General features: G+C 70.1%; 25 protein-coding genes. 11 read left to right on the forward strand and 14 right to left on the reverse strand.

Features of this window, described 5'->3' with window-relative positions:
• Positions 1-140: 140 nt before the first annotated feature.
• Positions 141-626 (reverse strand): SspB family protein, encoded by a 486-nt coding sequence (locus PGN23_RS12470; RefSeq protein WP_335303234.1) that lies wholly within the window; start codon positions 624-626, stop codon positions 141-143.
• A gap of 75 nt (positions 627-701) precedes the next feature.
• Here PGN23_RS12470 and hisB point away from each other — a divergent pair, with 75 nt between their 5' ends.
• The 3 genes from hisB to hisA are packed head-to-tail and all read left to right on the forward strand — an operon-like array spanning position 702 to position 2,639.
• Positions 702-1,289, forward strand: coding sequence for an imidazoleglycerol-phosphate dehydratase HisB (hisB, locus tag PGN23_RS12475; protein WP_335303235.1), 588 nt, complete (start codon positions 702-704; stop codon positions 1,287-1,289).
• A gap of 13 nt (positions 1,290-1,302) precedes the next feature.
• Complete coding sequence (hisH, locus tag PGN23_RS12480) at positions 1,303-1,908, forward strand: imidazole glycerol phosphate synthase subunit HisH (RefSeq protein WP_335303236.1); 606 nt, start codon at positions 1,303-1,305, stop codon at positions 1,906-1,908.
• A complete protein-coding gene (gene hisA / locus PGN23_RS12485; protein ID WP_335304594.1) occupies positions 1,905-2,639 on the forward strand; it encodes a 1-(5-phosphoribosyl)-5-[(5-phosphoribosylamino)methylideneamino]imidazole-4-carboxamide isomerase in 735 nt (244 codons plus the stop codon). Before hisH ends, hisA begins: the two co-directional genes overlap by 4 nt.
• A gap of 200 nt (positions 2,640-2,839) precedes the next feature.
• On the opposite strand, the gene PGN23_RS12490 is transcribed toward hisA, so the two are convergent.
• A complete protein-coding gene (locus PGN23_RS12490) occupies positions 2,840-3,196 on the reverse strand; it encodes a hypothetical protein (protein WP_335303237.1) in 357 nt (118 codons plus the stop codon).
• Between the two features lie 85 nt (positions 3,197-3,281).
• Here PGN23_RS12490 and hisF point away from each other — a divergent pair, with 85 nt between their 5' ends.
• Positions 3,282-4,043: an imidazole glycerol phosphate synthase subunit HisF gene (gene hisF / locus PGN23_RS12495; protein WP_335303238.1), complete on the forward strand. Its 762-nt coding sequence runs from the start codon at positions 3,282-3,284 to the stop codon at positions 4,041-4,043.
• Positions 4,040-4,618, forward strand: a complete 579-nt coding sequence (locus PGN23_RS12500; RefSeq protein ID WP_335303239.1) for a septal ring lytic transglycosylase RlpA family protein — start codon at positions 4,040-4,042, stop codon at positions 4,616-4,618. Before hisF ends, PGN23_RS12500 begins: the two co-directional genes overlap by 4 nt.
• 15 nt (positions 4,619-4,633) lie before the next feature.
• On the opposite strand, the gene PGN23_RS12505 is transcribed toward PGN23_RS12500, so the two are convergent.
• Complete coding sequence (locus PGN23_RS12505; protein ID WP_335303240.1) at positions 4,634-5,077, reverse strand: type II toxin-antitoxin system RatA family toxin; 444 nt, start codon at positions 5,075-5,077, stop codon at positions 4,634-4,636.
• Positions 5,061-5,984, reverse strand: a complete 924-nt coding sequence (gene lipA, locus PGN23_RS12510; RefSeq protein WP_335303241.1) for a lipoyl synthase — start codon at positions 5,982-5,984, stop codon at positions 5,061-5,063. Before lipA ends, PGN23_RS12505 begins: the two co-directional genes overlap by 17 nt.
• A gap of 53 nt (positions 5,985-6,037) precedes the next feature.
• Between lipA and PGN23_RS12515 the strand changes: the two genes are divergently transcribed.
• On the forward strand, positions 6,038-6,670 hold the full coding sequence (locus PGN23_RS12515) for a carbonic anhydrase (protein ID WP_335303243.1): 633 nt from the start codon (positions 6,038-6,040) through the stop codon (positions 6,668-6,670).
• Between the two features lie 109 nt (positions 6,671-6,779).
• Here PGN23_RS12515 and aspS read toward each other — a convergent pair whose 3' ends face one another.
• Positions 6,780-8,603: an aspartate--tRNA ligase gene (gene aspS / locus PGN23_RS12520; RefSeq protein WP_335303244.1), complete on the reverse strand. Its 1,824-nt coding sequence runs from the start codon at positions 8,601-8,603 to the stop codon at positions 6,780-6,782.
• Positions 8,604-8,724: 121 nt separating this feature from the next.
• On the opposite strand from aspS, the gene rnd reads away from it, so the two are divergent.
• Complete coding sequence (gene rnd / locus PGN23_RS12525) at positions 8,725-9,903, forward strand: ribonuclease D (protein ID WP_335303246.1); 1,179 nt, start codon at positions 8,725-8,727, stop codon at positions 9,901-9,903.
• Positions 9,900-10,196: an I78 family peptidase inhibitor gene (locus tag PGN23_RS12530; protein ID WP_335303247.1), complete on the forward strand. Its 297-nt coding sequence runs from the start codon at positions 9,900-9,902 to the stop codon at positions 10,194-10,196. The genes rnd and PGN23_RS12530 overlap by 4 nt, the downstream gene beginning before the upstream one ends.
• A 259-nt stretch (positions 10,197-10,455) precedes the next feature.
• Here PGN23_RS12530 and PGN23_RS12535 read toward each other — a convergent pair whose 3' ends face one another.
• From PGN23_RS12535 to PGN23_RS12550, 4 genes are read right to left on the reverse strand one after another with little or no spacing between them, the layout of a single operon-like run.
• Complete coding sequence (locus tag PGN23_RS12535) at positions 10,456-11,949, reverse strand: Ppx/GppA family phosphatase (protein WP_335303249.1); 1,494 nt, start codon at positions 11,947-11,949, stop codon at positions 10,456-10,458.
• The gene (locus PGN23_RS12540; protein WP_335304595.1) at positions 11,946-14,114 is read right to left on the reverse strand and encodes an RNA degradosome polyphosphate kinase; all 2,169 of its coding nucleotides are present in this window, start codon (positions 14,112-14,114) and stop codon (positions 11,946-11,948) included. Before PGN23_RS12540 ends, PGN23_RS12535 begins: the two co-directional genes overlap by 4 nt.
• Positions 14,115-14,128: 14 nt before the next feature.
• Positions 14,129-14,755, reverse strand: coding sequence for an HdaA/DnaA family protein (locus tag PGN23_RS12545; RefSeq protein ID WP_335303250.1), 627 nt, complete (start codon positions 14,753-14,755; stop codon positions 14,129-14,131).
• 10 nt (positions 14,756-14,765) lie between these two features.
• Positions 14,766-16,007 carry a heavy-metal-associated domain-containing protein gene (locus tag PGN23_RS12550; protein ID WP_335303251.1) on the reverse strand — a complete coding sequence of 414 codons (1,242 nt, stop codon included), beginning with the start codon at positions 16,005-16,007 and terminating at the stop codon, positions 14,766-14,768.
• A 62-nt stretch (positions 16,008-16,069) separates the two neighbouring features.
• Between PGN23_RS12550 and purM the strand changes: the two genes are divergently transcribed.
• From purM to PGN23_RS12565, 3 genes are read left to right on the forward strand one after another with little or no spacing between them, the layout of a single operon-like run.
• Positions 16,070-17,152 (forward strand): phosphoribosylformylglycinamidine cyclo-ligase, encoded by a 1,083-nt coding sequence (purM, locus tag PGN23_RS12555; protein WP_335303252.1) that lies wholly within the window; start codon positions 16,070-16,072, stop codon positions 17,150-17,152.
• Positions 17,149-17,712 carry a phosphoribosylglycinamide formyltransferase gene (gene purN, locus PGN23_RS12560; protein ID WP_335303253.1) on the forward strand — a complete coding sequence of 188 codons (564 nt, stop codon included), beginning with the start codon at positions 17,149-17,151 and terminating at the stop codon, positions 17,710-17,712. The genes purM and purN overlap by 4 nt, the downstream gene beginning before the upstream one ends.
• Positions 17,709-18,071 (forward strand): MmcQ/YjbR family DNA-binding protein, encoded by a 363-nt coding sequence (locus PGN23_RS12565; RefSeq protein WP_335303255.1) that lies wholly within the window; start codon positions 17,709-17,711, stop codon positions 18,069-18,071. Before purN ends, PGN23_RS12565 begins: the two co-directional genes overlap by 4 nt.
• Here the strand turns inward: PGN23_RS12565 and PGN23_RS12570 are convergent.
• Genes PGN23_RS12570 through PGN23_RS12590 form a run of 5 tightly spaced genes read right to left on the reverse strand, consistent with a single transcriptional unit; the run spans position 18,068 to position 22,806 of the window.
• Positions 18,068-19,057: a DNA polymerase III subunit delta' gene (locus PGN23_RS12570; RefSeq protein WP_443019782.1), complete on the reverse strand. Its 990-nt coding sequence runs from the start codon at positions 19,055-19,057 to the stop codon at positions 18,068-18,070. The genes PGN23_RS12565 and PGN23_RS12570 overlap by 4 nt on opposite strands.
• Complete coding sequence (tmk, locus tag PGN23_RS12575; RefSeq protein WP_335303257.1) at positions 19,054-19,683, reverse strand: dTMP kinase; 630 nt, start codon at positions 19,681-19,683, stop codon at positions 19,054-19,056. The genes PGN23_RS12570 and tmk overlap by 4 nt, the downstream gene beginning before the upstream one ends.
• Complete coding sequence (locus PGN23_RS12580; protein ID WP_335303258.1) at positions 19,680-20,855, reverse strand: D-alanyl-D-alanine carboxypeptidase family protein; 1,176 nt, start codon at positions 20,853-20,855, stop codon at positions 19,680-19,682. Before PGN23_RS12580 ends, tmk begins: the two co-directional genes overlap by 4 nt.
• Positions 20,856-20,873: 18 nt before the next feature.
• Positions 20,874-21,761 carry a septal ring lytic transglycosylase RlpA family protein gene (locus PGN23_RS12585; protein ID WP_335303259.1) on the reverse strand — a complete coding sequence of 296 codons (888 nt, stop codon included), beginning with the start codon at positions 21,759-21,761 and terminating at the stop codon, positions 20,874-20,876.
• Entirely contained in the window at positions 21,745-22,806 is a 1,062-nt protein-coding gene (locus PGN23_RS12590; protein WP_335304596.1) for a lytic murein transglycosylase, read from the reverse strand. Before PGN23_RS12590 ends, PGN23_RS12585 begins: the two co-directional genes overlap by 17 nt.
• Positions 22,807-22,885 lie beyond the last annotated feature (79 nt).

A 22,885-nucleotide genomic window follows, 5' to 3' on the forward strand; every position in this document is an offset into this window, starting at 1 on the left:
GCAATGACGTGAGTGGCTCGCCGCGACGTCATGGGAATGAATCCCATGACGTCGGACGCGGCCAAACGGCCGCGCCGGCCGGGCGGTTCGCGTCGCGCAGCAGGCGCGACCGCGGCGTAGCTGGCTACGCCGCTCGCTCCCTATTTCTTCCGCTTGAAATCCACCGCGACGACGTTCGAGCCGTCCTCGACCGGGGCCGCCACGGGACCGTCATTCTCCGCCGGATCGTGCCCGCCGGGGCCGTCGCCCGGCCCCTCCTGCGCCTGGAACCGCAGCTCGAAATTGACCGCCGGATCGTGGAAGCCGGTGATCGCGGAGTACGGAATCACCAGCTTCGACGGCACCTGGTTGAAGCTGAGCCCGACCGAGAAGCGCGTCTCATCGACCGTCAGGTCCCAGAAGCGGTTCTGCAGGACGATCGTCATCTCGTCCGGGAAGCGCTCGACCAGCCGCTGCGGGATGTCGACGCCGGGCGCCTGCGTCTTGAAGGTGATGTAGAAATGGTGCTCGCCCGGCAGCCCCTGCGACTCGGCGACGGTGCCCAGCACGCGGCCGACGACCGCGCGCAGCGCCTCCTGCACGATGTCGTCATAGGGGATCAGGCTGTCGGGCAGCATGTCGTTCATCCCTTATGGGTAGCGCGGTGGCGGACGAGGTCAAGCTTGCCCGGTGCGTCAGGGGCGCTATGGGATCGCCCCACGATGCGCACCGCCACCCTCACCCGCGACACCAGCGAGACCAAGGTCGCCGTCACCGTCGACCTCGACGGCACCGGCCGATATGACGTGAAGACCGGGGTCGGCTTCTTCGATCACATGCTGGAGCAGCTCTCGCGCCACTCGCTGATCGACATGACGATCCGCTGCGACGGCGACCTGCATATCGACGAGCATCACACGGTGGAGGACACCGCGCTCGCGCTGGGCAGTGCGGTGGCCCAGGCATTGGGCGACAAGCGCGGCATCCGCCGCTACGGCGACGCGCTGTCGCCGATGGACGAGACGCTGACCCGCGTCGCGCTCGACATTTCCGGCCGCCCCTGGCTGGTGTGGAAGGGCGCGTTCACGCAGGCGCGGCTGGGGACGATGGACACGGAGATGTTCCGGCACTTCTTCCACAGCTTCGCGCAGACCGCCGGCATCACGCTGCATATCGAGACGCTGTACGGCGACAACAACCATCACATCGCCGAGAGTGCGTTCAAGGGCGTGGCCCGCGCGCTGCGCACCGCGGTGGAGATCGACCCTCGCAAGGCCGATGCGATCCCGTCGACCAAGGGAACGCTGTGACAGGCCCCATGTCATGAACCTGGCCCTGATCGATTATCAGGCGGGCAACCTCCACTCGGTCGAAAATGCGTTGCGCGCGGCGGGCTGCGATGACCTGACCGTCACGTCCGATCCGGACGTCGTCGCGCGCGCCGATCGCATCGTGCTGCCCGGCGTCGGCGCGTTCGGTGCCTGTGCCGCGGCGCTGCGCGCGATCCCGGGGATGGAGGCCGCGATGCGCACCCGCGTGCTGGAGCAGGGCACGCCGTTTCTCGGCATCTGCGTCGGCATGCAGTTGCTGGCGGATACCGGCGAGGAGCTGGGCACCCACGCCGGGCTGGGCTGGATCGCCGGCACCGTGCGCCGGATCGAGGTGGGCAGCAGTGACGCCAAGGTCCCGCACATGGGCTGGAACGATGTCGTCCCCGTCGGCGGCCACCCGCTGATCGAGGCGGGCGAGGCGTATTTCCTCCACAGCTTCGCCTTCGACGGCGCGCATGTCGCCGCGACCACCGATCACGCCGGCCCCGTCACCGCCGCGATCGCGCGCGACACGGTGCTGGGCGTGCAATTCCATCCCGAAAAGAGCCAGCGCTATGGCCTGGCGCTGCTGGAAAGGTTCCTGACGTGGCGCCCCTGATCGTCTTCCCCGCGATCGACCTCAAGTCGGGACAGGTCGTGCGCCTGGCGGAGGGCGATATGGACCGCGCCACGGTGTACGGCGACGATCCCGCGCACCAGGCATCGCTGTTCGCGGAGGCGGGCGCCGGGCACCTCCACGTCGTCGATCTCGACGGTGCCTTCGCGGGCGAGAGCGTCAACGGCGACGCCGTGCGCGCGATCGTCGCCGCGTTTCCGGGGCATGTCCAGCTGGGCGGCGGCATCCGCACGCCCGCCGCGGTCGAGGCGTGGTTCCGCCTGGGCGTCGCCCGCGTCGTGATCGGCACCGCCGCGCTGGAACATCCGCAGTTCGTCCGCGACATGGCGTCGGCCTTTCCCGGCGGGATCGTGGTCGCGGTCGATGCGAAGGACGGCATGGTCGCGACCAAGGGCTGGGCCGATGTCTCCACCACCAGCGCGACCGATCTGGCGCGCCGGTTCGAGGATGCCGGGGTCGCCGCGGTGCTGTTCACCGACGTGGGACGCGACGGCCTGCTCAAGGGCTGTAACGTGGAAGCGACCGTCGATCTGGCGCGCGCGGTCGATATTCCAGTGATCGCCAGCGGCGGCGTCGCCGGGATCGGCGACATCCATGTCCTGGCGCTTCACGCGAAGGACGGGATCGAGGGCGTCATCACCGGCCGCGCGCTGTACGACGGTCGCCTGGACCTCGCGGGGGCGCTGAGCGTGGCCGAGGCGGCGGCGCGCTGATGTCGCCGTTCTTCGGCGGAGGCGGGACCTGCGCAAAGATGTCCACCGTGCTCCTGCGCAGGCAGGAGCCCGGGGTTATCGATCCCATAAGAGGTTGTTCTTAATGACTCTGGGCTCCTGCCTGCGCAGGAGCACGGCCGGTATGCGGCGCCGTTCCAGCCGTTCGCAAAGGTCCCGCGAGCCCGGCGAATAGCGGAATATCACCGCTGGAACCGCAGCCGGTTCTCGAACCCCTCGTTCGCCTTCGCCATCTTCGCGATCCGGCGCAGACAGCCGCGCACCTCGCGCTCGAACCGGCGATCGTCGTGGACGCCGGGGCGCACATATTCCTCCTGCGCCGTCAGCGCCCTGATCAGCGCCGCGAACCCCGCCTGCGTCGCCGCGGCATCGCCCATTGCCAGCGCCGCGCTGGCCCATTCCTCCGCCGCGGCCCGGTCGTAATCGTCCTCCGCCTCGCGCCCGCGGCGATCCGCTCGGTCCTGCTCCGCGCGCGCCGACGTCGCGCGATGCTCCAGCCAGGCGCGCACCAGCGCCTCGTCCCATTCACGGTCGCTCATGGCACGCGCCTAGCCGATCGTCTGCCCGGCGCGAACCCCACCCCGCACCCTTGCCCTGCCCCCCTGCTGCGGGCATGGCGCGCGCATGACCGTCAGAGCCCGCGTGATCCCCTGCCTCGATGTCGCCGACGGACGCGTGGTCAAGGGCGTGAACTTCGTCGACCTGATCGATGCCGGCGATCCGGTCGAACAGGCACGCGCCTATGACGCGGCGGGGGCGGACGAACTCTGCTTCCTCGACATCACCGCCAGTCACGAAGCGCGGGGCACGATCCTGGACGTGGTACGGCGCACCGCGGCGGTATGCTTCATGCCGCTGACGGTAGGGGGCGGCGTGCGCACCGCCGAGGACGCCCGCGCGCTCCTGCTGGCGGGGGCCGACAAGGTCGCGGTCAATTCCGCCGCCGTATCCCGGCCCGAGGTGGTCGGCGACATCGCCGAACGCTTCGGCAGCCAGTGCTGCGTCGCCAGCATCGACGCACGGCGCCGCGGCGACGGCTGGGAGGTGTTCACCCACGGCGGGCGACGCGCCACCGGGATCGACGCGGTCGCGCACGCGCTGCGACTGGCCGAGCTGGGCGCGGGCGAGCTGCTGGTGACATCGATGGACCGCGACGGCACGCGCGGCGGCTACGACCTCGACCTGATCCGCGCGATCGCCGACCGCACGCCAGTGCCGGTGGTCGCCTCCGGCGGGGTCGGCTCGCTGGACGATCTGGTGGCGGGCGTGACGCAGGGTCATGCGTCGGCGGTGCTCGCCGCCTCGATCTTCCACTTCGGACAGGCGACCGTGGCACAGGCGCATGCCGCGCTCGCCGCCGCCGGAGTGCCGGTCCGCGCGCATTGAGGCACGTCGTCGCCCTCGCCGCCGCCGCGCTGCTGGCCGGGTGCGGGGGCCGCTACGCGCCGGTCAGCGATACGCCGGTGCGGATCGGCAAGCCGTACAGCGTGCGCGGCATCACCTACATTCCCACGGCCGATCCGACCTACGACATGCTCGGCATGGCGAGCTGGTACGGCAGCGAATCGGGGGATCGCACCGCCAACGGCGAGCGCTTCCGCGCGAAGGCGATCGCGGGCGCCCACACCACGCTTCCGCTGCCGAGCTACGTCGAGGTCACCTCGCTCGATACCGGACGGGTGATCGTGCTGCGGGTCAACGACCGCGGCCCGTTCGCGGCGGGGCGGATCATCGACCTGTCGCGGGGTGCAGCGGACCTGCTCGGGATCCGCGCGCAGGGGCAGGCGGCGGTGCGCGTCCGGGTCGTCGATCCGCCGGAAGCGGACAAGGCCAGACTGCGTGCGGGGAAATCCCCGACACCGCGACCCGATGTCACCCCCGCGGTGCGCGCCAACCTGCGCGCGCAGTTGGAAAACGGGCTGCGGGCGATGGCGGAACAGCAAACGTCACCCCGGCCCTGAGCCACGCCGACGCGGTTACGTTGCCCCCGCCGCGTACAGCACCGCCGCGCGATCCTCGAACGCGCCGATCATCCGGCGCAATGCCACGCCGAACACCTGCCCGGCCAGCATCTCGAACATCCGGTTCTTGAAGGCGAAGTCGACCGTGAAATCGACCAGGCACCCGCCGTCCCCATCCGCGCGGAAGCGCCAGTCGTTGTGGAGATACTTGAGCGGCCCGTCGACATACTCGACCCGGATCGCCTCGGGCCGCGTCTTCGTCACCTTGGACGTGAACGTCTCGCGCAGCCCCTTGAAGCCGACGATCATGTCCGCGGTCGTCTCCGTCCCGCTATCCTGACGCACCCGCATCGCGGTCACCCACGGCAGAAACTCCGGGTAGCGGCGCACATCCGCGACCAGGTCGAACATCTGCTCCGGCGTGTACGGAAGGCGGCGCGTCTCAGCGTGCTTGGGCAAGCTTCGCCTCGCGTGCGGCCTTCATCTTCGCGAAGTCGTCGCCCGCATGGTAGCTCGACCGGGTCAGCGGGGACGAGGCGACCAGCAGGAACCCCTTCGCCCGCGCGATCGCGGCATAGGCGTCGAACGCCGCCGGGGTGACGAAGACCGCCACCTTCGCATGGCGCGGGGTCGGCTGCAGATACTGGCCCATCGTCAGGAAATCGATGTCGGCGGAGCGCATGTCGTCCATCACCTGATGCACCTCCAGCCGCTCCTCGCCGAGCCCCAGCATGATGCCGGACTTGGTGAAGATCGACGGGTCCAGCTTCTTCACGCTCTCCAGCAGCCGGATCGACGCGTAATAACGCGCACCGGGGCGGATCGTGGGGTACAGCCGGGGGACGGTTTCCAGATTGTGATTATATACGTCTGGACGCGCGGCGACGATGGCCTCCACCGCCGCTTCGTGCTTGTTGCGGAAGTCGGGCGTGAGGATCTCGATCGTGGTCGTCGGATTGGTCCGGCGGATCGCCTCGATCACCTTCACGAACTGCTTCGCCCCACCATCGGGCAGGTCATCGCGGTCAACGGAGGTCACGACGATATGCTGGAGCCCCATCTGCGCCGCCGCATCGGCGACGTTCTGCGGCTCTCGTGGGTCGACCGCGCGCGGCATGCCCGTCTTCACGTTGCAGAACGCGCAGGCGCGGGTGCACGTGTCGCCCAGGATCATCACCGTCGCGTGCTTCTTGGTCCAGCATTCCCCGATATTGGGGCATGCCGCCTCTTCGCACACGGTGGTCAGGCTCTTGGAGCGCATCAGCGCACGCGTGGCGGCGAAGCCCTCGCTCGTCGGGGCCTTGACGCGGATCCAGTCCGGCTTTCGCTGCCGGGCGGGAGCCTTGATCGGGGTTAGTTCGTTCATGGTGCGGAGATAGCGCCTGACGCTTCACGAAACAACGAAGGAGCATGTGCCATATGCGAAAGTTCAAGGATTTCATCGAGGGCTACTACCGCTTCCGCGGCAACGAGTGGATCGAGGAGCGCGAGCGCTGGACCGAGCTGGCCGGCGGCCAGACGCCCAAGACCATGGTCATCGCATGCTCCGACAGCCGCGTCGATCCCGCGACGATCTTCGGCACGCGTCCGGGCGAGGTGTTCGTGGTGCGCAACGTCGCCAACCTCGTCCCGCCGTTCGATCCCAGCGGCGGCCTGCACGGCGTCTCGGCCGCGATCGAGTTCGCGGTCACCAGCCTGAAGGTGGAGGAAATCCTGGTCCTCGGCCACGGCTCGTGCGGCGGCGTCAAGGCGGCGCTGTCGGGCGCGCTGAAGGATGCCGAGCCCGGCAAGGGCGGCTTCGTGGCGGAATGGATCAAGCTGCTGGACGACGCGCGCGAGCGCGTGATCGCCGAACACGGCGACGGTCCGGAGGGTCAGACGGCGCTCGAACAGGAGGGCGTCAAGACCTCGATCGAAAACCTCAAGACCTTCCCGTTCATTCAGGACGGCCTCGACGCGGGGACGCTGAGCCTCCACGGCGCGGTCTTCGCGATCGCCGATGGCAAGCTGAAGGTGCTGGATACCCAAACCGGCGAGTTCGAGGCGGCGTGATCGCCTGATCGTCATCCCCGCGAAGGCGGGGATCCGGACGCGCTGCCGGCTCGGCTCAAGCGAGTACAGCGCGTCTGGACTCCCGCCTTCGCGGGAGTGACGAAAGAAGTTACCCCGCGCTCGGCGCCACGGCCCCCGCCGCATCCTTCGGCAATTCCGCGGTCGACCGCAGGTTCAGCTCCTTGAGCTGCCGGGCGCTGACGAAGCTCGGCGCCCCCATCATCAGGTCCTCCGCCTTCTGCGTCATCGGGAAGACGATGACCTCGCGGATGTTCGGCTGATCCGCCAGCAGCATCACGATGCGGTCGATCCCCGGGGCCGACCCGCCGTGCGGTGGCGCGCCGAACTTGAACGCATTGATCATGCCCGCGAAATTCGTGTCGACGTCCTGCTGGCTGTAGCCCGCGATCTCGAACGCCTTGTACATGATCTCCGGGCGATGGTTCCGGATCGCGCCCGACGACAGCTCGATGCCGTTGCAGACGATGTCATACTGGTACGCGAGGATGTCGAGCGGGTCCTTCGTCTCCAGCGCCTCCAGCTCGCCCTGCGGCATGCTGAAGGGGTTGTGGCTGAAGTCGACCTTCTTCGCATCCTCGTCATATTCGAACATCGGAAAGTCGACGATCCAGCAGAATTCGAACCGCTTCTCGTCGATCAGCCCCAGCTGCTCGGCGACGCGGGTGCGCGCGAGGCCAGCGAGCTTCGCTGCCTGCGCTTCCTTGCCCGCGGCGAAGAACAGACCGTCGTCCGGGCCGAGGCCCAGCGCATCGGCCATCGCGGTCATCTTCTCCTCGCCGTGGTTCTTGGCGATCGGGCCACCCCATTCGCCGCCCTTGCGGGTCGCGTAACCAAGCCCCGCGAACCCCTCGGACTGCGCCCAGGCGTTCATGTCGTCGAAGAACTTGCGGCTCTTCTCCGCGGTGCCGGGCGCCGGGATCGCGCGCACCACGTCGCCCGCCTCGACGATCGCGGCGAAGCGGCCGAAGCCCGAGCCGACGAAGTGATCGGAGACGTCGCTGATGAGGATCGGGTTGCGCAGGTCGGGCTTGTCGTTGCCGTATTTCAGCATCGATTCGCGGTACGGAATCCGCTTGAACGGGAGCGGGGACACGGTGCGACCCTTCCCCTGCCAGTCGGCGAATTCCTCGAACACGCCGTGCAGCACCGGCTCGATCGCGGCGAAGACGTCGTCCTGCGTGACGAAGCTCATCTCGAAATCGAGCTGGTAGAATTCGCCCGGGCTGCGGTCGGCGCGCGCATCCTCGTCGCGGAAGCAGGGCGCGATCTGGAAATAGCGGTCGAACCCGGCGACCATCAGCAGCTGCTTGAACATCTGCGGCGCCTGCGGCAGCGCGTAGAACTTGCCCGGATGGACGCGGCTGGGGACCAGATAGTCGCGCGCGCCCTCGGGCGACGACGCGGTCAGGATCGGGGTCTGGAACTCGGTGAACCCCTGCCCCACCATCCGCTGGCGGATCGACGCGATCACGCTGGAGCGCAGCATGATATTGGCGTGCAGCTTCTCGCGACGCAGGTCGAGGAAGCGGTTCCGCAGGCGAATCTCCTCCGGATATTCCGCGTCGCCGAACACCGGCATCGGCAGCTCCGCGGCGACGCTCTGCACCGTCGCGGAGCGGGCATAGACCTCGATCTCGCCGGTCGGCAGGTTCGGGTTCACGGTCGCTTCCGACCGGCGCTTCACCTCGCCGTCGATCGTCACCACGGACTCGACGCGCAGCCCGTCCAGCAGCGCCAGCGCGGGCGAATCGCTGTCCGCCACGATCTGCGTGATGCCGTAATGGTCGCGCAGGTCGACGAAGAGGACGCCGCCATGGTCGCGCTTGCGGCGCACCCAGCCGGACAGGCGGACCGTATCGCCGGCATTGTCCGCGGTCAGCGCAGCGCAGGTGTGGGAGCGATAGGCGTGCATGAATTCCGCTTTCCTCGTCAGCCCGTCATGGGACCGGCGTGACGCAAATGATGATCGGGGCCGCTTCCCCGCCGATCCCCTCTTTGTCAACCCGCGCGCGCCGGTATAAGGGCGGCGGCTTATGCACGTTCACCCCCTCATCACCGACAGCGCGACGCTCGCCAACCTGTGTGCCCGCCTCGCCCAAGCTCCCTTCGTCACGGTCGATACCGAGTTCATGCGCGAGAGCACCTATTATCCGGAGCTCTGCCTGATCCAGATCGCGGATACCGAGGAGGCCGCCGCGATCGACCCGATGGCGCCGGGGCTGGACCTGACCCCGCTGCTGAACCTGCTGACCGACAACGACGACGTGCTGAAGGTCGTCCACGCCGGGGGACAGGATATCGAGATCATCTACAACCTGACCGGCAAGACCCCCCATCCGCTGTTCGATACGCAGGTGGCGGCGATGGCGCTGGGTCAGGGCGAGCAGATCGGCTATTCCAATCTGGTTGACAGCTGGCTGGGGGTGCAGATCGACAAGGGCGCGCGCTTCACCGACTGGGCGCGCCGCCCGCTGGATGCGCGCCAGATCGAATATGCGATCGGCGACGTCACGCATCTGTCGAGGATCTTCCCGAAGATGCTGGAGCGGCTGCGCAAGACCGGGCGCGGCGCGTGGCTGGATCAGGAGATGGAGCGGCTCGCCGATCCCGCCAATTACGCCAACGACCCCGATGTCGCGTGGAAGCGCGTCCGCGTCGCCAGCCGCAAGGCCGAGGTACTGGGGCGGCTGAAGGCGATCGCGCGCTGGCGCGAGCTGGAGGCGCAGGCTAAGGACCTGCCGCGCGGCCGCATCGTCAAGGACGAGACGATCGCCGACCTCGCCGGCCACCCCCCGCGCAAGCAGGCCGATCTCGCCAAGGTGCGTGGCCTGTCGCAGACCTGGGCCGGCAACGACATCGGCGCGCGGCTGATGGCGGCGATCGAGGGGGCGACGCCGCTGTCCGACGAGGAACTGCCGCCGCGCGACGACCGCAAGCCGGGGCTGGGCAAGGAAGGCGCGCTGGTCGCCGACCTGCTCAAGCTGCTGCTCAAGATCCGCGCGCGCGACATCGACGTGGCACCGCGGCTGCTCGCGCGGTCGGAGGAGCTCGAACTGCTCGCCGCGGGACAGCGCAAGGGCCTCCAGATCCTGGACGGCTGGCGCTTCGACCAGTTCGGCCGCGATGCGCTCGATCTGGTCGAGGGACGGCTGGCCTTTGCGGTGCTGGGCGGACGGCTGAAGATGACGCGGACCGAGGATGCGGCGGCATGAAGGCGATTGCGATCCTGACGAGCGCACTGGTGCTGACCGCCTGTGCCACCGCGCCAGCGCCGCAGGACGCGGCGGAGGATGCGTCCGCTGGAGTGCGGTGCAACGCGAATGCGGCCGAGGGCCTGATCGGTCGCCCTGCGGATGCCGCCGCGGCGCTGGCGCAGAAATCGTCGGGCGCGCGCACGGTCCGGCGCTACGTCACCGGCTCGCCCGTCACGATGGATTTCCGCCCGGATCGGTTGAACGTCGAGACCGATGCGGCGGGAACGATCGTCAAGCTGACCTGCGGGTAACGAACCCGCGCTATACTCCCCGTCACCCCGCCCTCACGGGACCTTTGCAAAAGTCTCCACCGTGCTCCTGCGAAGGCAGGAGCCCAGGGTTGCCGGTCGCTACAGGCGTGGTTCTGCCACTACCCTGGGCTCCTGCCTTCGCAGGAGCACGGCCGGTACGCGGCGCTGTTCCAATCATTGCGCAATGGTCCCGCCTTCGCCGGAGAGCAAGCAGCTGACTTTCGCGGGGGCTTCGAACAAGCCCGCGGTGACGAAGCCATCACCCCCCCGCCTCCACCCCCCCCGCCTCCAACCCCAGCGCCGCCGCCAGCGCGCGGTGCCGCTTCTGCACCGCCTCGCCGTACAGGCCCGCGTCGTCCGCGGCGAGGACGAGCCGCAGCGCGCCGCCCTCCACCACCAGCGACGACCGCTCCAGCGGCCCCGCGATCCCGCCGCTCAGCCGCTGGCCCAGCCGCATCGCCAGCCCCCATTGCATCGCGCGGCGCAGCCCCGCTTCGCCCGCCAGCCCCGTCAGCGGCGCAGGACTGGTCATCTCGCCACCCAGACTGGTCCACAAGGCCTGCGCCACCAGCCCGCGCCCGCGGCCGTCGATCCCGACCCAATTGCCGTGGAGCGCGATTTCCAGCCCGCGCTCGGCGCGAAACTCCGGGTTGGCGCGCCAGCCGACGTCGGCCAGCTGACACGCCGCGCCGCGCAGCCGCGCCTCGCTCGCCTTGTCGGTGAAGAGCGGCGCGATCCAGCGGTCGAGCAGGTCGCCGTGTTCCGGGAAGCGACCGCTGCGCCGCCCCTCGTCCCGCGTCGCCACGATCAGCGGATCCTGCGCGCGCACGTCCGCGGGCAGCGCACCGAACAGCAGCCCCTCGCGCAGCCCATAGGCCGAGACGATCGTGCCGTTGCTGCGCAGATGCTTCATCAGCACCGCGAGCAGGGCCGCCGCGCCCGACAGCGTCGGAATGCGCCCGCCCGACAGCCCCGGCACCGCCTTCAGCCGTGCCTTGCCGACATGCGCCAGCGTGCGCCGCAGCCGCGCGATCGTCGCGGGCGACATCGCATATTGGTGGATGACTGGGAGCGGATAACGCGTCGCCTCCATGTCGAGCCGGGCCAGCGCGCGCCACGATCCGCCCACCAGGTACAGCGGCAGCCCCTTGCCCGCGCCGGTCCAGCCACCGTCCGCCAGCAGCGTTGCGACACGCCGATCCAGCGTCCCCTTCTCGCGCATCGCCGCCAGCCGCAGCACGCCGAGCGGAAACGACGCACGCTCGTGCAATCGGCCCCCGCGCACGCGCACCAGTTCCAGGCTGCCGCCACCCAGATCGGCGACGATCCCGTCGGCCCCGGGAATGCCCGACAGCACCCCCAGACCCGCGGCGACCGCCTCTTCCTCGCCCGGCAGGATCTCGACCGTCAGCCCGGCGGCTTGCGCCAGCGCGATGAGCGCCCCACCGTTCCGCGCATCGCGCACCGCGGCGGTGGCGACGGTGCGCAGGCTCGCCACCCCCATCTCGCGCGTCAGCGCCGCGAAGCGCCGCAGCGCCGTCCCCGCCGCGGCCATCGCCTCGTCGTCGATCGCCCCCGACGCCGCCAGGCTGCGCCCCAGTCCGGCCAGCACCTTCTCGTTGAACAGGATCGCGGGCAGCCGCGGCGGCCCCTGATAGACGACCAGCCGGATCGAGTTCGACCCGATGTCGATGATCGCGGTGCGCGGTTCCTCGGTCGCCGCCGCACCGCGGCCCCGTAACGGCAACGTCATTTACGACGCCGCAGCGACAGTACCGGCACCTCGCCGCCCGCCTCCAGCGCCGCACCGCGCCCCGACAGCGACGGATTGACCATGAAATAGCGGTGCAGGTTGAACCCCTTGGCATCTCCCGGCGAGATGCGGGTGTAGCTGCCGTCCGGCTCCAGCTCCCAGCTTTGCTCGTTGTCGATCAGGTTGGCGACCATCACCTGATCCAGCACCTGATCGTGGACCGTCTCGTTCTCGATCGGCAGCATATATTCCACCCGCCGGTCGAAGTTGCGCGGCATCCAGTCGGCCGAGGAGATATAGACCAGCGCATCGTCGTTGGGCAGCGCCGCGCCGTTGCCGAACGCCGCGATCCGGCTGTGCTCCAGGAAGCGCCCCACGGTGGAGCGCACGCGGATGCGATCCGACAGTCCCGGCACCTTGGGCCGCAGGCAGCAGATGCCGCGCACGATCAGGTCGATCTCCACCCCGGCCGCGCTCGCCTCGTACAGTTTCTCGATGATCGCCGGATCGACCAGCGAGTTCATCTTGGCCCAGATCGCCGCCGGCCTCCCCGCGCGCGCGTTGCCGATCTCCGCATCGATGCACGCCATCAGCTTCTTGCGCAGCAGCCGCGGGCTGAGCACGACCAGCTCCATCCCCTCGGGCTCGACATAGCCGGTGATGTAATTGAACATCCGCGCCGCATCCCGCCCGACGCGCGGGTCCGCGGTGAAGAAGCTCAGGTCGGTGTAGATGCGCGCGGTGACCGGGTGGTAATTGCCGGTGCCGAAATGGCAGTACGTGCGGAAGATGTCGCCTTCGCGCCGCACCACCATCGCGACCTTGGCGTGCGTCTTCCAATCGATGAAGCCATAGACGACCTGTACGCCGGCACGCTCCAGCGCGCTTGCCCATTGCAGGTTCTGCTCCTCGTCGAACCGGGCCTTGAGCTCGACGACCGCGGTTACCGACTTGCCCGCCTCCGCCGCCGCGATCAGCGCGTTGATGACCGCCGATTGCTTTCCCGCGCGGTACAGCGTCTGCTTGATCGCGACCACGTCGGGGTCGTTCGCCGCCTGCTTCAGGAAGGCGAGCACGACGTCGAACGTCTCGTACGGGTGATGGACGACGATGTCCTTCGCGCGGATCGCGGCGAAGCAATCGCCGCCGAATTCGCGGATCCGCTCGGGAAAGCGCGGGGTGAAGGGTACGAATTTCAGGTCGGGGCGATCCTCGTCCGCCAGCGCCGACAGATCGTCGATCCCCAGCAGCGACCCCGTTTCCGTCACGATCGCGTCGGACCGGCCCAGCTCGTCGCGCAGCAGCCCCGCCAGCGCGTCGGGCATGCCGGTTTCCAGCTCCATCCGGATCACGCGCCCGCGCCGCCGCCGCTTGATCGCGTTCGCGAAGTAGCGGACCAGATCCTCCGCCTCTTCCTCGATCTCGATATCGCTGTCGCGCAGCACGCGAAATTCGGCCGCACCCAGTACGTCATATCCCGGAAACAACGCCTGGCTGAACCGCTTCAGCAGCGATTCGACCGCGATATAGCGCGCATTCTCCCCCGGCAGCCGCACGAACCGGGGCATTGCCGCGGGCAACATCACGAGCTCGCGGATCGGCTCGTTGTCCGACTGGCGGATCAGGTCGAACATCACCGCCATCCCCTTGTTGGGCATGAACGGGAACGGATGCGCGGGGTCGAGCGCCTGCGGCGTGATGACGGGGAACAGCTGCTCGCGGAAATGCGTCTCCAGCCAGGCGCGCTCGTCGTCGTTGATCGCGGCGTCGATCGCGCGATGGCTCAGCACCTGGATCCCCGCCTCCGCCAGCGCGCGACGGATGTCCTTCCACACCGCCTGCTGGCTCGCCATCAGCGCATCCGCCTCGGCCACGATCGCGCTCAGCTGCTGTCCCGGGGTCAACCCGTCGGTCGAGCGCGCCTCGACATCCTGCACCATCTGCCCCTTCAGCCCCGCGACGCGGACCATGAAGAATTCGTCCAGATTGCCGCCCGATATGGCCAGGAACCGCAGCCGTTCCAGCAGCGGATGCGCCGGGTTGCACGCCTCCTCCAGCACGCGGCGGTTGAACGCCAGCCACGACAGCTCGCGGTTGAAATAGCGTCCGCCGTCGCGATCCTGAAACGGATCCTCCAGCGCGTCATCGGTGTCGAGGCGCGCCATCTTCGGCGTTCTGGTCATGTGGTCTCGTCGCTCCGATCGGTGAACGCCGCCGCGTCCGTCAGGGTTTCGCGTGCCAGCGGGATCGACAGGCGACGTCGCCCGGCAAGCGCGGCCCGGTCGAGCCTATCGATCGTTTCCATGACGGATCGGTGACTCCGCTCCACCCGTGCGCTCAGCCACGCGATCAGATCCGCCCGCGCATCGACATGCCGCCGGGCGAAACCATGTTCGAACAGCGCTCGTATCAGCGCGTCGTCCGGCGGGCCGATGGTGGCGGCCGGGCTGGCCGCCAGCCGCGAACGCAGGTCGGGCAGCGCCACCTGCCACACCGGCGGCAGGTCGCGCACGATCAGCAGCAGGGGGCGACGCTCGTCCTGCGCGCGGTTCCACGCATGGAACAGCGCCTCCTCCGGCTCCGCATCGGCATCGTCGATCACGACACCGTGCGAGCGCGCGGCGAAGATGCGCCCCAGCAGCGAGCGGCCCGACTGCGGCGGCCCCGCCAGGAGAGCGGTGCGTACCGGCCATGCCGCCCAGCGATCCAGCATCCGGACTGCGGCGGCATTGGAGGGGCCGACGACGAACTCGCCGTCACGCGCATCGGCGGACCAGGCCAGCGGGAGCGCGATCTGGTCGGTCATCCCGCCCCCGTCATCCCGTGGGTGTCGCCCCGCCCGCCCCGCGCAGGTCGGGCGGCAACAGCTGCGGAGCGCGCCGGATACGGATCGTGGTGCCGTTGCCGAACACCTGCCAGCCGCGCGCCTCCAGCGCCGCGCGGAACGCCTCGGGCGTGCCGGCATAGCTGACGGTCATCAGCGAGACGCCGCCCAGCGCCAGGCTGGTGGTGGCGGCGGCGGAGACGCCGGGCACGCCGCGCATCCCCGCCTCCGTCCCCGTCACCGCACCGGCGTCCGCGGTGTCGAACTGCACCGTGATCGCATTCGCCGCCGTCGGCAGCAGGCCGGGATCCTCGATCAGCGCGCCGACGTCGTCGGCCGGCGTCGCCGCGGTGTCGGGCATGACCGGGTTCAGCCCCGGATCGGCGGTCAGGTAACCGCCGCTCAACCCCTCCTGATAGGCCGAATCCAGCCGCCGCACCGCCTCGTCCAGCAACGCCGGCACCCCGCCGGCAGCGCCGACGCGCAGCGTGAAGCGCCGCAGCACGCGATTGTCGGGACCATAGCGCGCCTCGAACACGCCGATCACGGGCCCGCCGGGCCATTGCCGGTACAGCCGGACGGTCGGCATCAGCACGTCGTTGCCGCCATATTGGTCGAGCACCGCACGCCACCACGCACGATCCGGCCGCTGCATCTGGCCGACGTTCAGCAGCAGCGGGTCGGGCCCGTTGCCCGCGGGGCGAATGTAGTCGATCGTACTGCCGCCGGTACGATAGCGCGCCCACGCCTCCTGCCAGACGGTTCGCTGCTCGAACACGGTACCGACCCCGGTCGACCATTGCACCGGCAGCACGACGAACGGCGGCGATCGTGTGACATAGGACGACACGCCCAGCAGCGCCGACGTGCGCGCGCGGTCGAACAGCACGCCCAGCTTCGCGACATAGCGCTGCGGGCCGATCTCCTCGTCGTCGACTACGATCGCCGACACGATCGAATCGAGCGTCCCATCGGGCACCAGCCCGCCGCCCGCGCCCAGCCGCTGCGACAATTGCACGAACGCCTTGCGCTGCGCCTCGCGCCAGCCCGCCAGCCGCGCCGCGTCCGCATCCTTGCCGCCGGTGTCGACGCGAACGCCGGACACCTCGAAATCGTTGGAGCTGTCGACCGCCGCCACGCCGCGATCCCCGCCCTCGATCTGCGCCACCACGGTAGCGGTGCCGAGGGTCGCGAGCGCGACAGCCGCGAGAAGGACGGAAGGACGGCGACGCATGTCGTGAGCCTTTTGGCGAAGCAGGCGTGGAAATCCAAGCGCGATGTGGCTATCGGCGCGCCATGAGCTACACCTATGAGAGCGCCGGCGTATCGATCGCCGCAGGCAATGCGCTGGTCCGCGCCATCGCACCGCTCGCGCGTGCGACGCGGCGGCCGGGTGCCGACGCGGACCTGGGCGGGTTCGGCGGCTTCTTCGACCTGAAGGCGGCGGGCTTCACCGATCCCCTGCTCGTCGCCGCCAACGACGGCGTCGGTACGAAGCTGAAGCTTGCGATCGAATGGGACCGCCACGCCGGGGTCGGCGTCGACCTCGTCGCGATGTGTGCCAACGACCTGATCGTGCAGGGCGCGGAGCCGCTCTTCTTCCTCGACTATTACGCCACCGGGAAGCTCGACAATGCGGTGGCGGAAAGCGTCGTCGCCTCGATCGCGGAGGGGTGCCGCATCGCGGGCTGCGCGCTGATCGGCGGCGAGACCGCGGAAATGCCCGGCATGTATGCCGATGGCGACTATGACCTCGCCGGCTTCTGCGTCGGCGCCGTCGAGCGCGGCGATGTGCTGACCGGCCGGGACATTGCGGACGGCGACGTCATCCTCGGCCTCGCCTCGTCGGGCGTCCATTCCAACGGCTTCTCGCTGGTCCGCCGTCTCGCTGCGGACAAGGGGTGGAAGCTCGACCGGCCGGCGCTGTTCGATGCCGACCGGCTGCTGATCGATCATCTGATGGCCCCGACGCGCATCTATGTCGCCAGCCTGCTGCCGCTGCTGAAGGCGCATCGTATCAAGGGGCTGGCGCATATCACCGGCGGCGGCCTGCTGGAGAACATCCCGCGCGTCCTCCCCGCCGGGACGCACGCGCATGTCGATGCCGACGCATGGGAGCAGCCGCGCCTGATGGCGTTCCTCCAGGCGCAGGGCGGTATCGAGCCGGAGGAGATGGCGCGCACCTTCAATTGCGGCATCGGCATGGCGGTCGTCGTCGCCGCCGATCAGGCCGAAGGCGTCGCGGCGAACCTGACCGCCGCCGGCGAGACGGTCTTCGCGATCGGCCGCATCGCCGGCGGCGAGCGCGGCTGCACAGTGACCGGCGGCGAGGAGACGTGGAGCGCGCGGGCCGCCTGGACCGCCACGCACACCGCATGACCGTCCCCGCCAGGGTCGCGGTCCTGATCTCCGGTCGCGGCTCCAACATGCAGACGCTCGCCGCGCATCAGGGCGACGCGTATGAGATCGTCGTCGTCGCCTCCGACAAGCCCGCCGCACCGGGGCTGTCCTGGGCGATCGCCAACGGGCTGCCCGTCTTCGCGCTCTCGCCCAAGGACGTCGGCAAGCCCGCCTACGAGGCCGCGCTCGACGCGGCGTTGCGCGCCGCGGGGGCGGAATGGATCGCGCTGGCGGGCTATATGCGACTGCTCTCCGACGACTTCGTCGCCCGGTGGCGCGGGCGGATCGTCAATATCCACCCCTCGCTGCTGCCCAAGTACAAGGGGCTCGACACCCACGCGCGCGCCATCGCCGCAGGCGATACGGTCGCGGGATGCTCGGTCCATCTCGTTACCGAGGAACTCGACGGCGGCGAAGTGCTTGGACAGGCGGAGGTGCCGGTGCTCGCCGACGACACGCCCGAGACGCTCGCCGCGCGGGTGCTGGAGGCGGAGCACCGGCTCTATCCGCGGGTATTGAAAGAGGTGGTACGACGATGACCGATGGGCTGGACCGGGTGCGCGAGATCGCGATGCTGCTCCCCGAGGCGGAGGAGCGCACCAGCCACGGTCAGCCCACCTTCTTCGTCGCGGGCAAGCAGTTCGCGCAATTCCGCGCCGATCATCACGGCGATGCGCTGACCGTGGTGTGCGTGCGCACCAGCGGTGCCGACGAACAGGCGATGCTGCTCGATGCGGCACCCGACGTCTATCGCAAGCCGGCGTATCTCGGTCCGTCGGGCTGGGTCAGCATCGACCTGTCCGGCAGCGACGTCGACTGGACCCTGGTCGAGGATCGCATCGCGCGCAGCTGGGAGCTGGCCGCCCCGCGTCGCCTGCTGGAGGCCGGCGGGCGCTAACCGCGCCGCGGCGCCAGCCGCGCCAGCACGCCCGCCAGTTCGTGTACCGTCCCCGCGGCGTCGAGCGACAGGGCGCGCGCCGCCGCGGCGATGCCGCGTGCCTCGTCGAAGGCATCGAGGGCGATGCGCAATTCCTCGCCGTGGCGCATCGTCGCCAGTCGCGCGATGACGGTCGGCACGCGATCGAGAAACGCCTCGTAGCGCGGTTGCGCCGCCTTCGGCGACAGGGCGCGGGCCAGCGCGGCGCGGTGCGTCAGCGCAGGGTCGCCATCGCGCCCGATCGCCTCCAGCGCGCTGTCGATCGTGCCCAGGTCGAGCCCGGCATAGCCGAGCGCCCGCCCCGGGGAGCCGTCCCCGGCACGAACCAGCGCGGCGATCTCGTCCGCATCCGCCTCGGGCAGCTCTTCGCCCAGCACGACAGTCATGTCCTGCGCGCCCAGCTCCTCGAACCTCAGCACGCGGCAGCGCGACCGGATCGTCGGCAGCAGCCGGCCGGGCGCATGGCTCACCAGCAGGAATATTGTTCCCGCCGGCGGCTCTTCCAGGCTCTTCAGCAAGGCGTTGGATGCGCCGGGGCGCTCCAGGTCGTCCGCCGCATCGATCACGATCACGCGGCGCGGCGACAGCGACGGCATCGTTCCCAGAAAGGGCCCGAGCGCGCGCACCTGATCGACCGTGATGCTGCGGGCGAGTTCGTCGTCCGCCTTCGCGTCCTTCCTGGGCAGGCGGCGCAGCTCGCGATAGTCGGGATGCGATCCCGCCGCGAACAACGACGCCGCCTGGTGCGTCGGCGGCACGTCGAGCCCCGCCGGCAGCGCGCCCGGCGTCATCCCCTCCGCCAGCAGGCGCAGCGCCGCGGCGCGGGCGAAGAGCGCCTTGCCCACGCCCTTCGGCCCGGCGAGCAACCAGGCGTGGTGCATCGCGCCCCCGGCCGCCGCGGCCAGGAACGCCTCGGTCGCCGCCCGTTGCCCGCGCAGCCGCGTCACGCCAGCCATCCCTCCAGATCGGCGAGGATCGCCCGCGTCACGTCTTCCGCCGGACGCGCGGCATCGATCCGGCGAAAGCGGGCCGGCTCCCGCGCCGCGATCCGGTCGAAGGCGCCGGCGACCGCGTCGTGGAACGCCACGTCGCGCGCCGCGAAGCGATCCGCCGCCACGCCGTCGCGCTCCGTCGCCCGCGCCGCGCCCGCCGCCACCGGCAGTTCGAGCAGATAGGTCCGGTCCGGCAGCAACCCGCCGCTGCCGAAATCGTGCAGCGACAGGATCGCGGCATCGTCCATCCCGCCCGCCACGCCCTGATAGGCGCGCGTCGAATCGACGTAACGGTCGCAGATGACCCACTGCCCCGCCGCGATCGCGGGCCGGATGACCTTTTCGACATGGTCGGCGCGCGCCGCGGCGAACAGCAGCGCCTCGGTCGCCGCGCTCCAGCGGGCGGCATCGCCCTGCATCAGCAGCGCACGGATCGCCTCCGCCCCTTCGCTGCCGCCGGGTTCGCGCGTGACGATCGCGGATCGCCCGCGCGCTTCCAGCGCCGCGGCGAGCGCGCGCGCCTGCGTCGACTTGCCCGCTCCTTCCCCGCCCTCCAGGCTGAGGAAGCGCCCGTTCGTCATCCGAACAGGCCGGTCAGGCCCGCCCAGGCACGCCCGAAGAACCCGGCCTCGCCCACATCGGCGCCGGCGACCAGCGGCATCGTCTGATCGGGCAGCCCGGGCGAGGACACGACGAGGTCGGCGACATGCGCGCCCTTCGCGATCGGCGCCTTCAGCGGCCCCTGATAGACGATCTTGCCCGACAGCGGCGGGCGGTCGCCCGACGGCACGGTGACCGCCAGGTCACGCGGCGCGACCAGATCGACGCTCGACGCGCCGCCCATCTGCACCTGCGCCTGACCGACCGTACGCCCCGCCTTCACCACCGGGCGCGCCTGCCACGCGCGAAAGCCCCATTCCATGAAGCGCACCGATTCCGACGCACGCTGGTTGAAGCTGGTCAGCCCGGCCAGCACCATCACCAGCCGCCGCCCGTTCTGCTCGGCCGATCCGGTGAAGCCATAGCCCGCCTCTTCGGTATGCCCGGTCTTCAGCCCGTCCGCCCCGGCGACGCGGCCCAGCAGCGGGTCACGGTTCGCCTGCGTGATCGCCTGACCGCCGCCCAGCGTCTTCCCCCAGGTGAAATCGCGGCGCGAATAGAATTGCTTGTACAGCCTGGGATGCTGCTGGATCGTCGCCGCCGCCAGCTTCGCCAGATCGCGCGCGGTGACATAGGTGACGCCATTGTCGGGCCAGCCGTTCGACGTGCCGAAGTGGCTGTTGGTCAGCCCGAGCTTGCGCGCATTGTCGTTCATCCGCTCGACGAACGCCGACTCGGTGCCCGAAATGCCCTCCGCCAGCACGACGCAGGCGTCGTTGCCGGACAGCGTGACGATCCCGTAGAGCAGGTTGGCGACCGACACGCGCTCGCCCGCGGACAGGAACATGGTCGATCCGGCAGCGGGGCCGTGCCAGCGCTGCCACGTCTCGGGGCGCACCTCGAACTCGGTATCCAGTTTCAGGTCGCCGGCCTTTATCATCTGGAAGGCGGTGTAGACCGTCATCATCTTCGCCATCGACGCGGGTGGCATGCGGCGGTCGGCATCCTTGGCGAACAGGATCGCGCCCGAGGACAGATCCTCCATGAACGCGACCGGCGCGGGCGTTTCGAAACGCGGGGCGGCCGCGATCGCGGGATAGGCGACGGCGACGATCGCGGCGGGAAAGGCGAGAGCGGTCAGCAGCTTGGTCATGGGTTCTTCCGAATGAATCTATCGTGCGCCGGACGGCTGAAGCAGGATCGAAGCGTCGCCATAGCCGCGCGCGACCGCGGCGTCACGCGTGCGTTGCGCCTCCGCCAGTGTCGCGAACGGCCCGACGCGGACGCGCCAGATCGCACCGGCCGGCTCCACTTCCCCGCCGAAACTGCGCGCCACCTCGATCGCGCGCGGTTCGCTGGAGAAAGCGGCGACCTGTACCAGCAGCCCCTGCCCGGGGCGCGGCGAGGGAGCCGCCATCGGCGTCGCGCGCGGCGGGGGCGGGCGGGTCGCGGGCGTGACCGCCGGCAGTTGCCGTCGCAACGCGCGCAATACCGCGTCGGGCGTATCGAGACGGGGCGACGCCGCCTCTCCCCGGTCGAGCGCCGCCGCATCCGCCAGCGAGGGCGTCATGCTGCGCACCCTCACCGCGGCGAGCGGCCGGTCCGCGACCCCCAGCAGCCGCGCCGCGCCGGTCGACAGGTCGATCTCGCGCCCCGCCACCGCCGGCCCACGATCGGTGATCCGCACCAGGATCGTCCGCCCGGTATCGAGCGACGTGACCTCCGCATGCGATCCGAGCGGCAGGGCGCGGTGCGCCGCGGTGATCCGCGCATTCGCGAACGGTGCGCCCGACGCGGTCGGCTGCCCCTCCAGCCCGTCGCCATACCAGGACGCATAGCCGACCGCGTCGTAGCTCGCGATCGTCCCTGCCCCCGCCCCTGCCACCGCCCCCGCCCCGGCCGTCGCGGACGGCCCGGTCGGCGTCCCCGCTTCGGGCGGCAGCGGCGTCGGCGCGCGCAGCGTCACCGCCGGCACGTCGTCGACCACCTGCGGCTGCGCGGCGACCGGCGCGCTGCCCGACAGCGCCAGCGCGGCGATCAGGCTAACGTGCGATGGCATCGGCAAGCAGCCCGACCGACAGCGCGTAGAAGTTCGAGCAATTGTAATCCAGGATCACACGGTAATTGCTGGTCAGCAGATAGGCGGTGTTGCCCACGCCGTCCGGCTCGATCAGCACCGCCTGCACGGCATCACCGGGCCAGCGACCGTCCTGCGGCACCACGCCCAGCGCCCGCCATTCCGCCATCGTCCGCCATCCGCTGTGCCGCTCGAACACGCGCGGGCAGCGCGGCGAGACCAGCCGGTTGCGCACGCCGTCGCGCGAAAAGCCCGCGGGCACGTTCACCGCGACCCCCCACGGCTCGCCCGCGCGCCATCCCGCCATCGCGAAATAATTGCCGATCGATGCCAGCGTATCCGCCGGGCTGGTCCAGATGTCGGCGCGCCCGTCGCCATCCCCGTCGCGCGCGAGGCGCAGATAGACCGAGGGGAGGAATTGCGGATTGCCCGTCGCCCCCGCCCAGCTTCCGACCAGGCGCGCGCGCGGCACGCCACGATCGATCATCTTCAGCGCGGCGATGAACTCGCCCTCGAACAGCGAGCGCCGCCGCCCTTCATAGGCCAGGCTGGCGAGGCTGCGCAGCAGGTCGAAATTGCCGGTATAGGCGCCGTAATTGGTCTCATGCCCCCAGATCGCGACCATGATCTGCTCTGGCACGCCGGTTTCCGCCTCGACGCGCGCCAGCCGCGCGCGCTGCGCGACGAAGTTCGTTCGCCCGCGCGAAATCCGCGCGGCGTCGACGTGCGTGGTGCGATAGGGGGCGAACATCGAGATCGGCGCGTTGGGCGCGGTTTCCGGCTGCTGCCGGTCGAGCGCGACGACCCGCGGGTTGAAGGTGAGCGTAGGCAGCACGCCGTCCACCGTCGCCGGCTGCACGCCCGCCGCGATGGCGCGCGCGCGCACCTGCGCCAGATAGGCCGAGAAGCCCGCGCTTTCCGCATCCTGGGCGCTCGCCGAGGCGCCGGAGAGCAGGCATGCGAGCACGACCGTCCCGGTGCGGCCATGCCGCCGGATCGCCGCCAGCGCCTTCTTCGCTCTCGTCATCATCGCGCCCGTTCTGGCACAGCGTGCCGAAGCGCGGAACCGCAAATCACCGCCGGACTTGCACAGCCGGGCGCGTCGG

The sequence above is a fragment of the Sphingomonas adhaesiva genome, assembly GCF_036946125.1.
Lineage (GTDB): Bacteria > Pseudomonadota > Alphaproteobacteria > Sphingomonadales > Sphingomonadaceae > Sphingomonas > Sphingomonas adhaesiva_A.

Excerpts from the sequence above, each read along its gene's own strand:
- hisF (WP_335303238.1), top strand. The coding sequence starts at position 3,282 with ATGACCGTCAGAGCCCGCGTGATCCCCTGCCTCGATGTCGCCGACGGA.
- PGN23_RS12585 (WP_335303259.1), bottom strand. The coding sequence starts at position 21,761 with ATGCCATCGCACGTTAGCCTGATCGCCGCGCTGGCGCTGTCGGGCAGC.
- PGN23_RS12515 (WP_335303243.1), top strand. The coding sequence starts at position 6,038 with ATGCGAAAGTTCAAGGATTTCATCGAGGGCTACTACCGCTTCCGCGGC.
- PGN23_RS12590 (WP_335304596.1), bottom strand. The coding sequence starts at position 22,806 with ATGACGAGAGCGAAGAAGGCGCTGGCGGCGATCCGGCGGCATGGCCGC.
- PGN23_RS12565 (WP_335303255.1), top strand. The coding sequence starts at position 17,709 with ATGACCGATGGGCTGGACCGGGTGCGCGAGATCGCGATGCTGCTCCCC.
- PGN23_RS12580 (WP_335303258.1), bottom strand. The coding sequence starts at position 20,855 with ATGACCAAGCTGCTGACCGCTCTCGCCTTTCCCGCCGCGATCGTCGCC.
- rnd (WP_335303246.1), top strand. The coding sequence starts at position 8,725 with ATGCACGTTCACCCCCTCATCACCGACAGCGCGACGCTCGCCAACCTG.
- PGN23_RS12540 (WP_335304595.1), bottom strand. The coding sequence starts at position 14,114 with ATGGCGCGCCTCGACACCGATGACGCGCTGGAGGATCCGTTTCAGGAT.
- PGN23_RS12535 (WP_335303249.1), bottom strand. The coding sequence starts at position 11,949 with ATGACGTTGCCGTTACGGGGCCGCGGTGCGGCGGCGACCGAGGAACCG.
- hisB (WP_335303235.1), top strand. The coding sequence starts at position 702 with ATGCGCACCGCCACCCTCACCCGCGACACCAGCGAGACCAAGGTCGCC.
- PGN23_RS12490 (WP_335303237.1), bottom strand. The coding sequence starts at position 3,196 with ATGAGCGACCGTGAATGGGACGAGGCGCTGGTGCGCGCCTGGCTGGAG.
- purM (WP_335303252.1), top strand. The coding sequence starts at position 16,070 with ATGAGCTACACCTATGAGAGCGCCGGCGTATCGATCGCCGCAGGCAAT.
- aspS (WP_335303244.1), bottom strand. The coding sequence starts at position 8,603 with ATGCACGCCTATCGCTCCCACACCTGCGCTGCGCTGACCGCGGACAAT.
- PGN23_RS12550 (WP_335303251.1), bottom strand. The coding sequence starts at position 16,007 with ATGCGTCGCCGTCCTTCCGTCCTTCTCGCGGCTGTCGCGCTCGCGACC.
- PGN23_RS12530 (WP_335303247.1), top strand. The coding sequence starts at position 9,900 with ATGAAGGCGATTGCGATCCTGACGAGCGCACTGGTGCTGACCGCCTGT.
- purN (WP_335303253.1), top strand. The coding sequence starts at position 17,149 with ATGACCGTCCCCGCCAGGGTCGCGGTCCTGATCTCCGGTCGCGGCTCC.
- tmk (WP_335303257.1), bottom strand. The coding sequence starts at position 19,683 with ATGACGAACGGGCGCTTCCTCAGCCTGGAGGGCGGGGAAGGAGCGGGC.
- lipA (WP_335303241.1), bottom strand. The coding sequence starts at position 5,984 with ATGAACGAACTAACCCCGATCAAGGCTCCCGCCCGGCAGCGAAAGCCG.
- hisH (WP_335303236.1), top strand. The coding sequence starts at position 1,303 with ATGAACCTGGCCCTGATCGATTATCAGGCGGGCAACCTCCACTCGGTC.
- PGN23_RS12545 (WP_335303250.1), bottom strand. The coding sequence starts at position 14,755 with ATGACCGACCAGATCGCGCTCCCGCTGGCCTGGTCCGCCGATGCGCGT.
- PGN23_RS12470 (WP_335303234.1), bottom strand. The coding sequence starts at position 626 with ATGAACGACATGCTGCCCGACAGCCTGATCCCCTATGACGACATCGTG.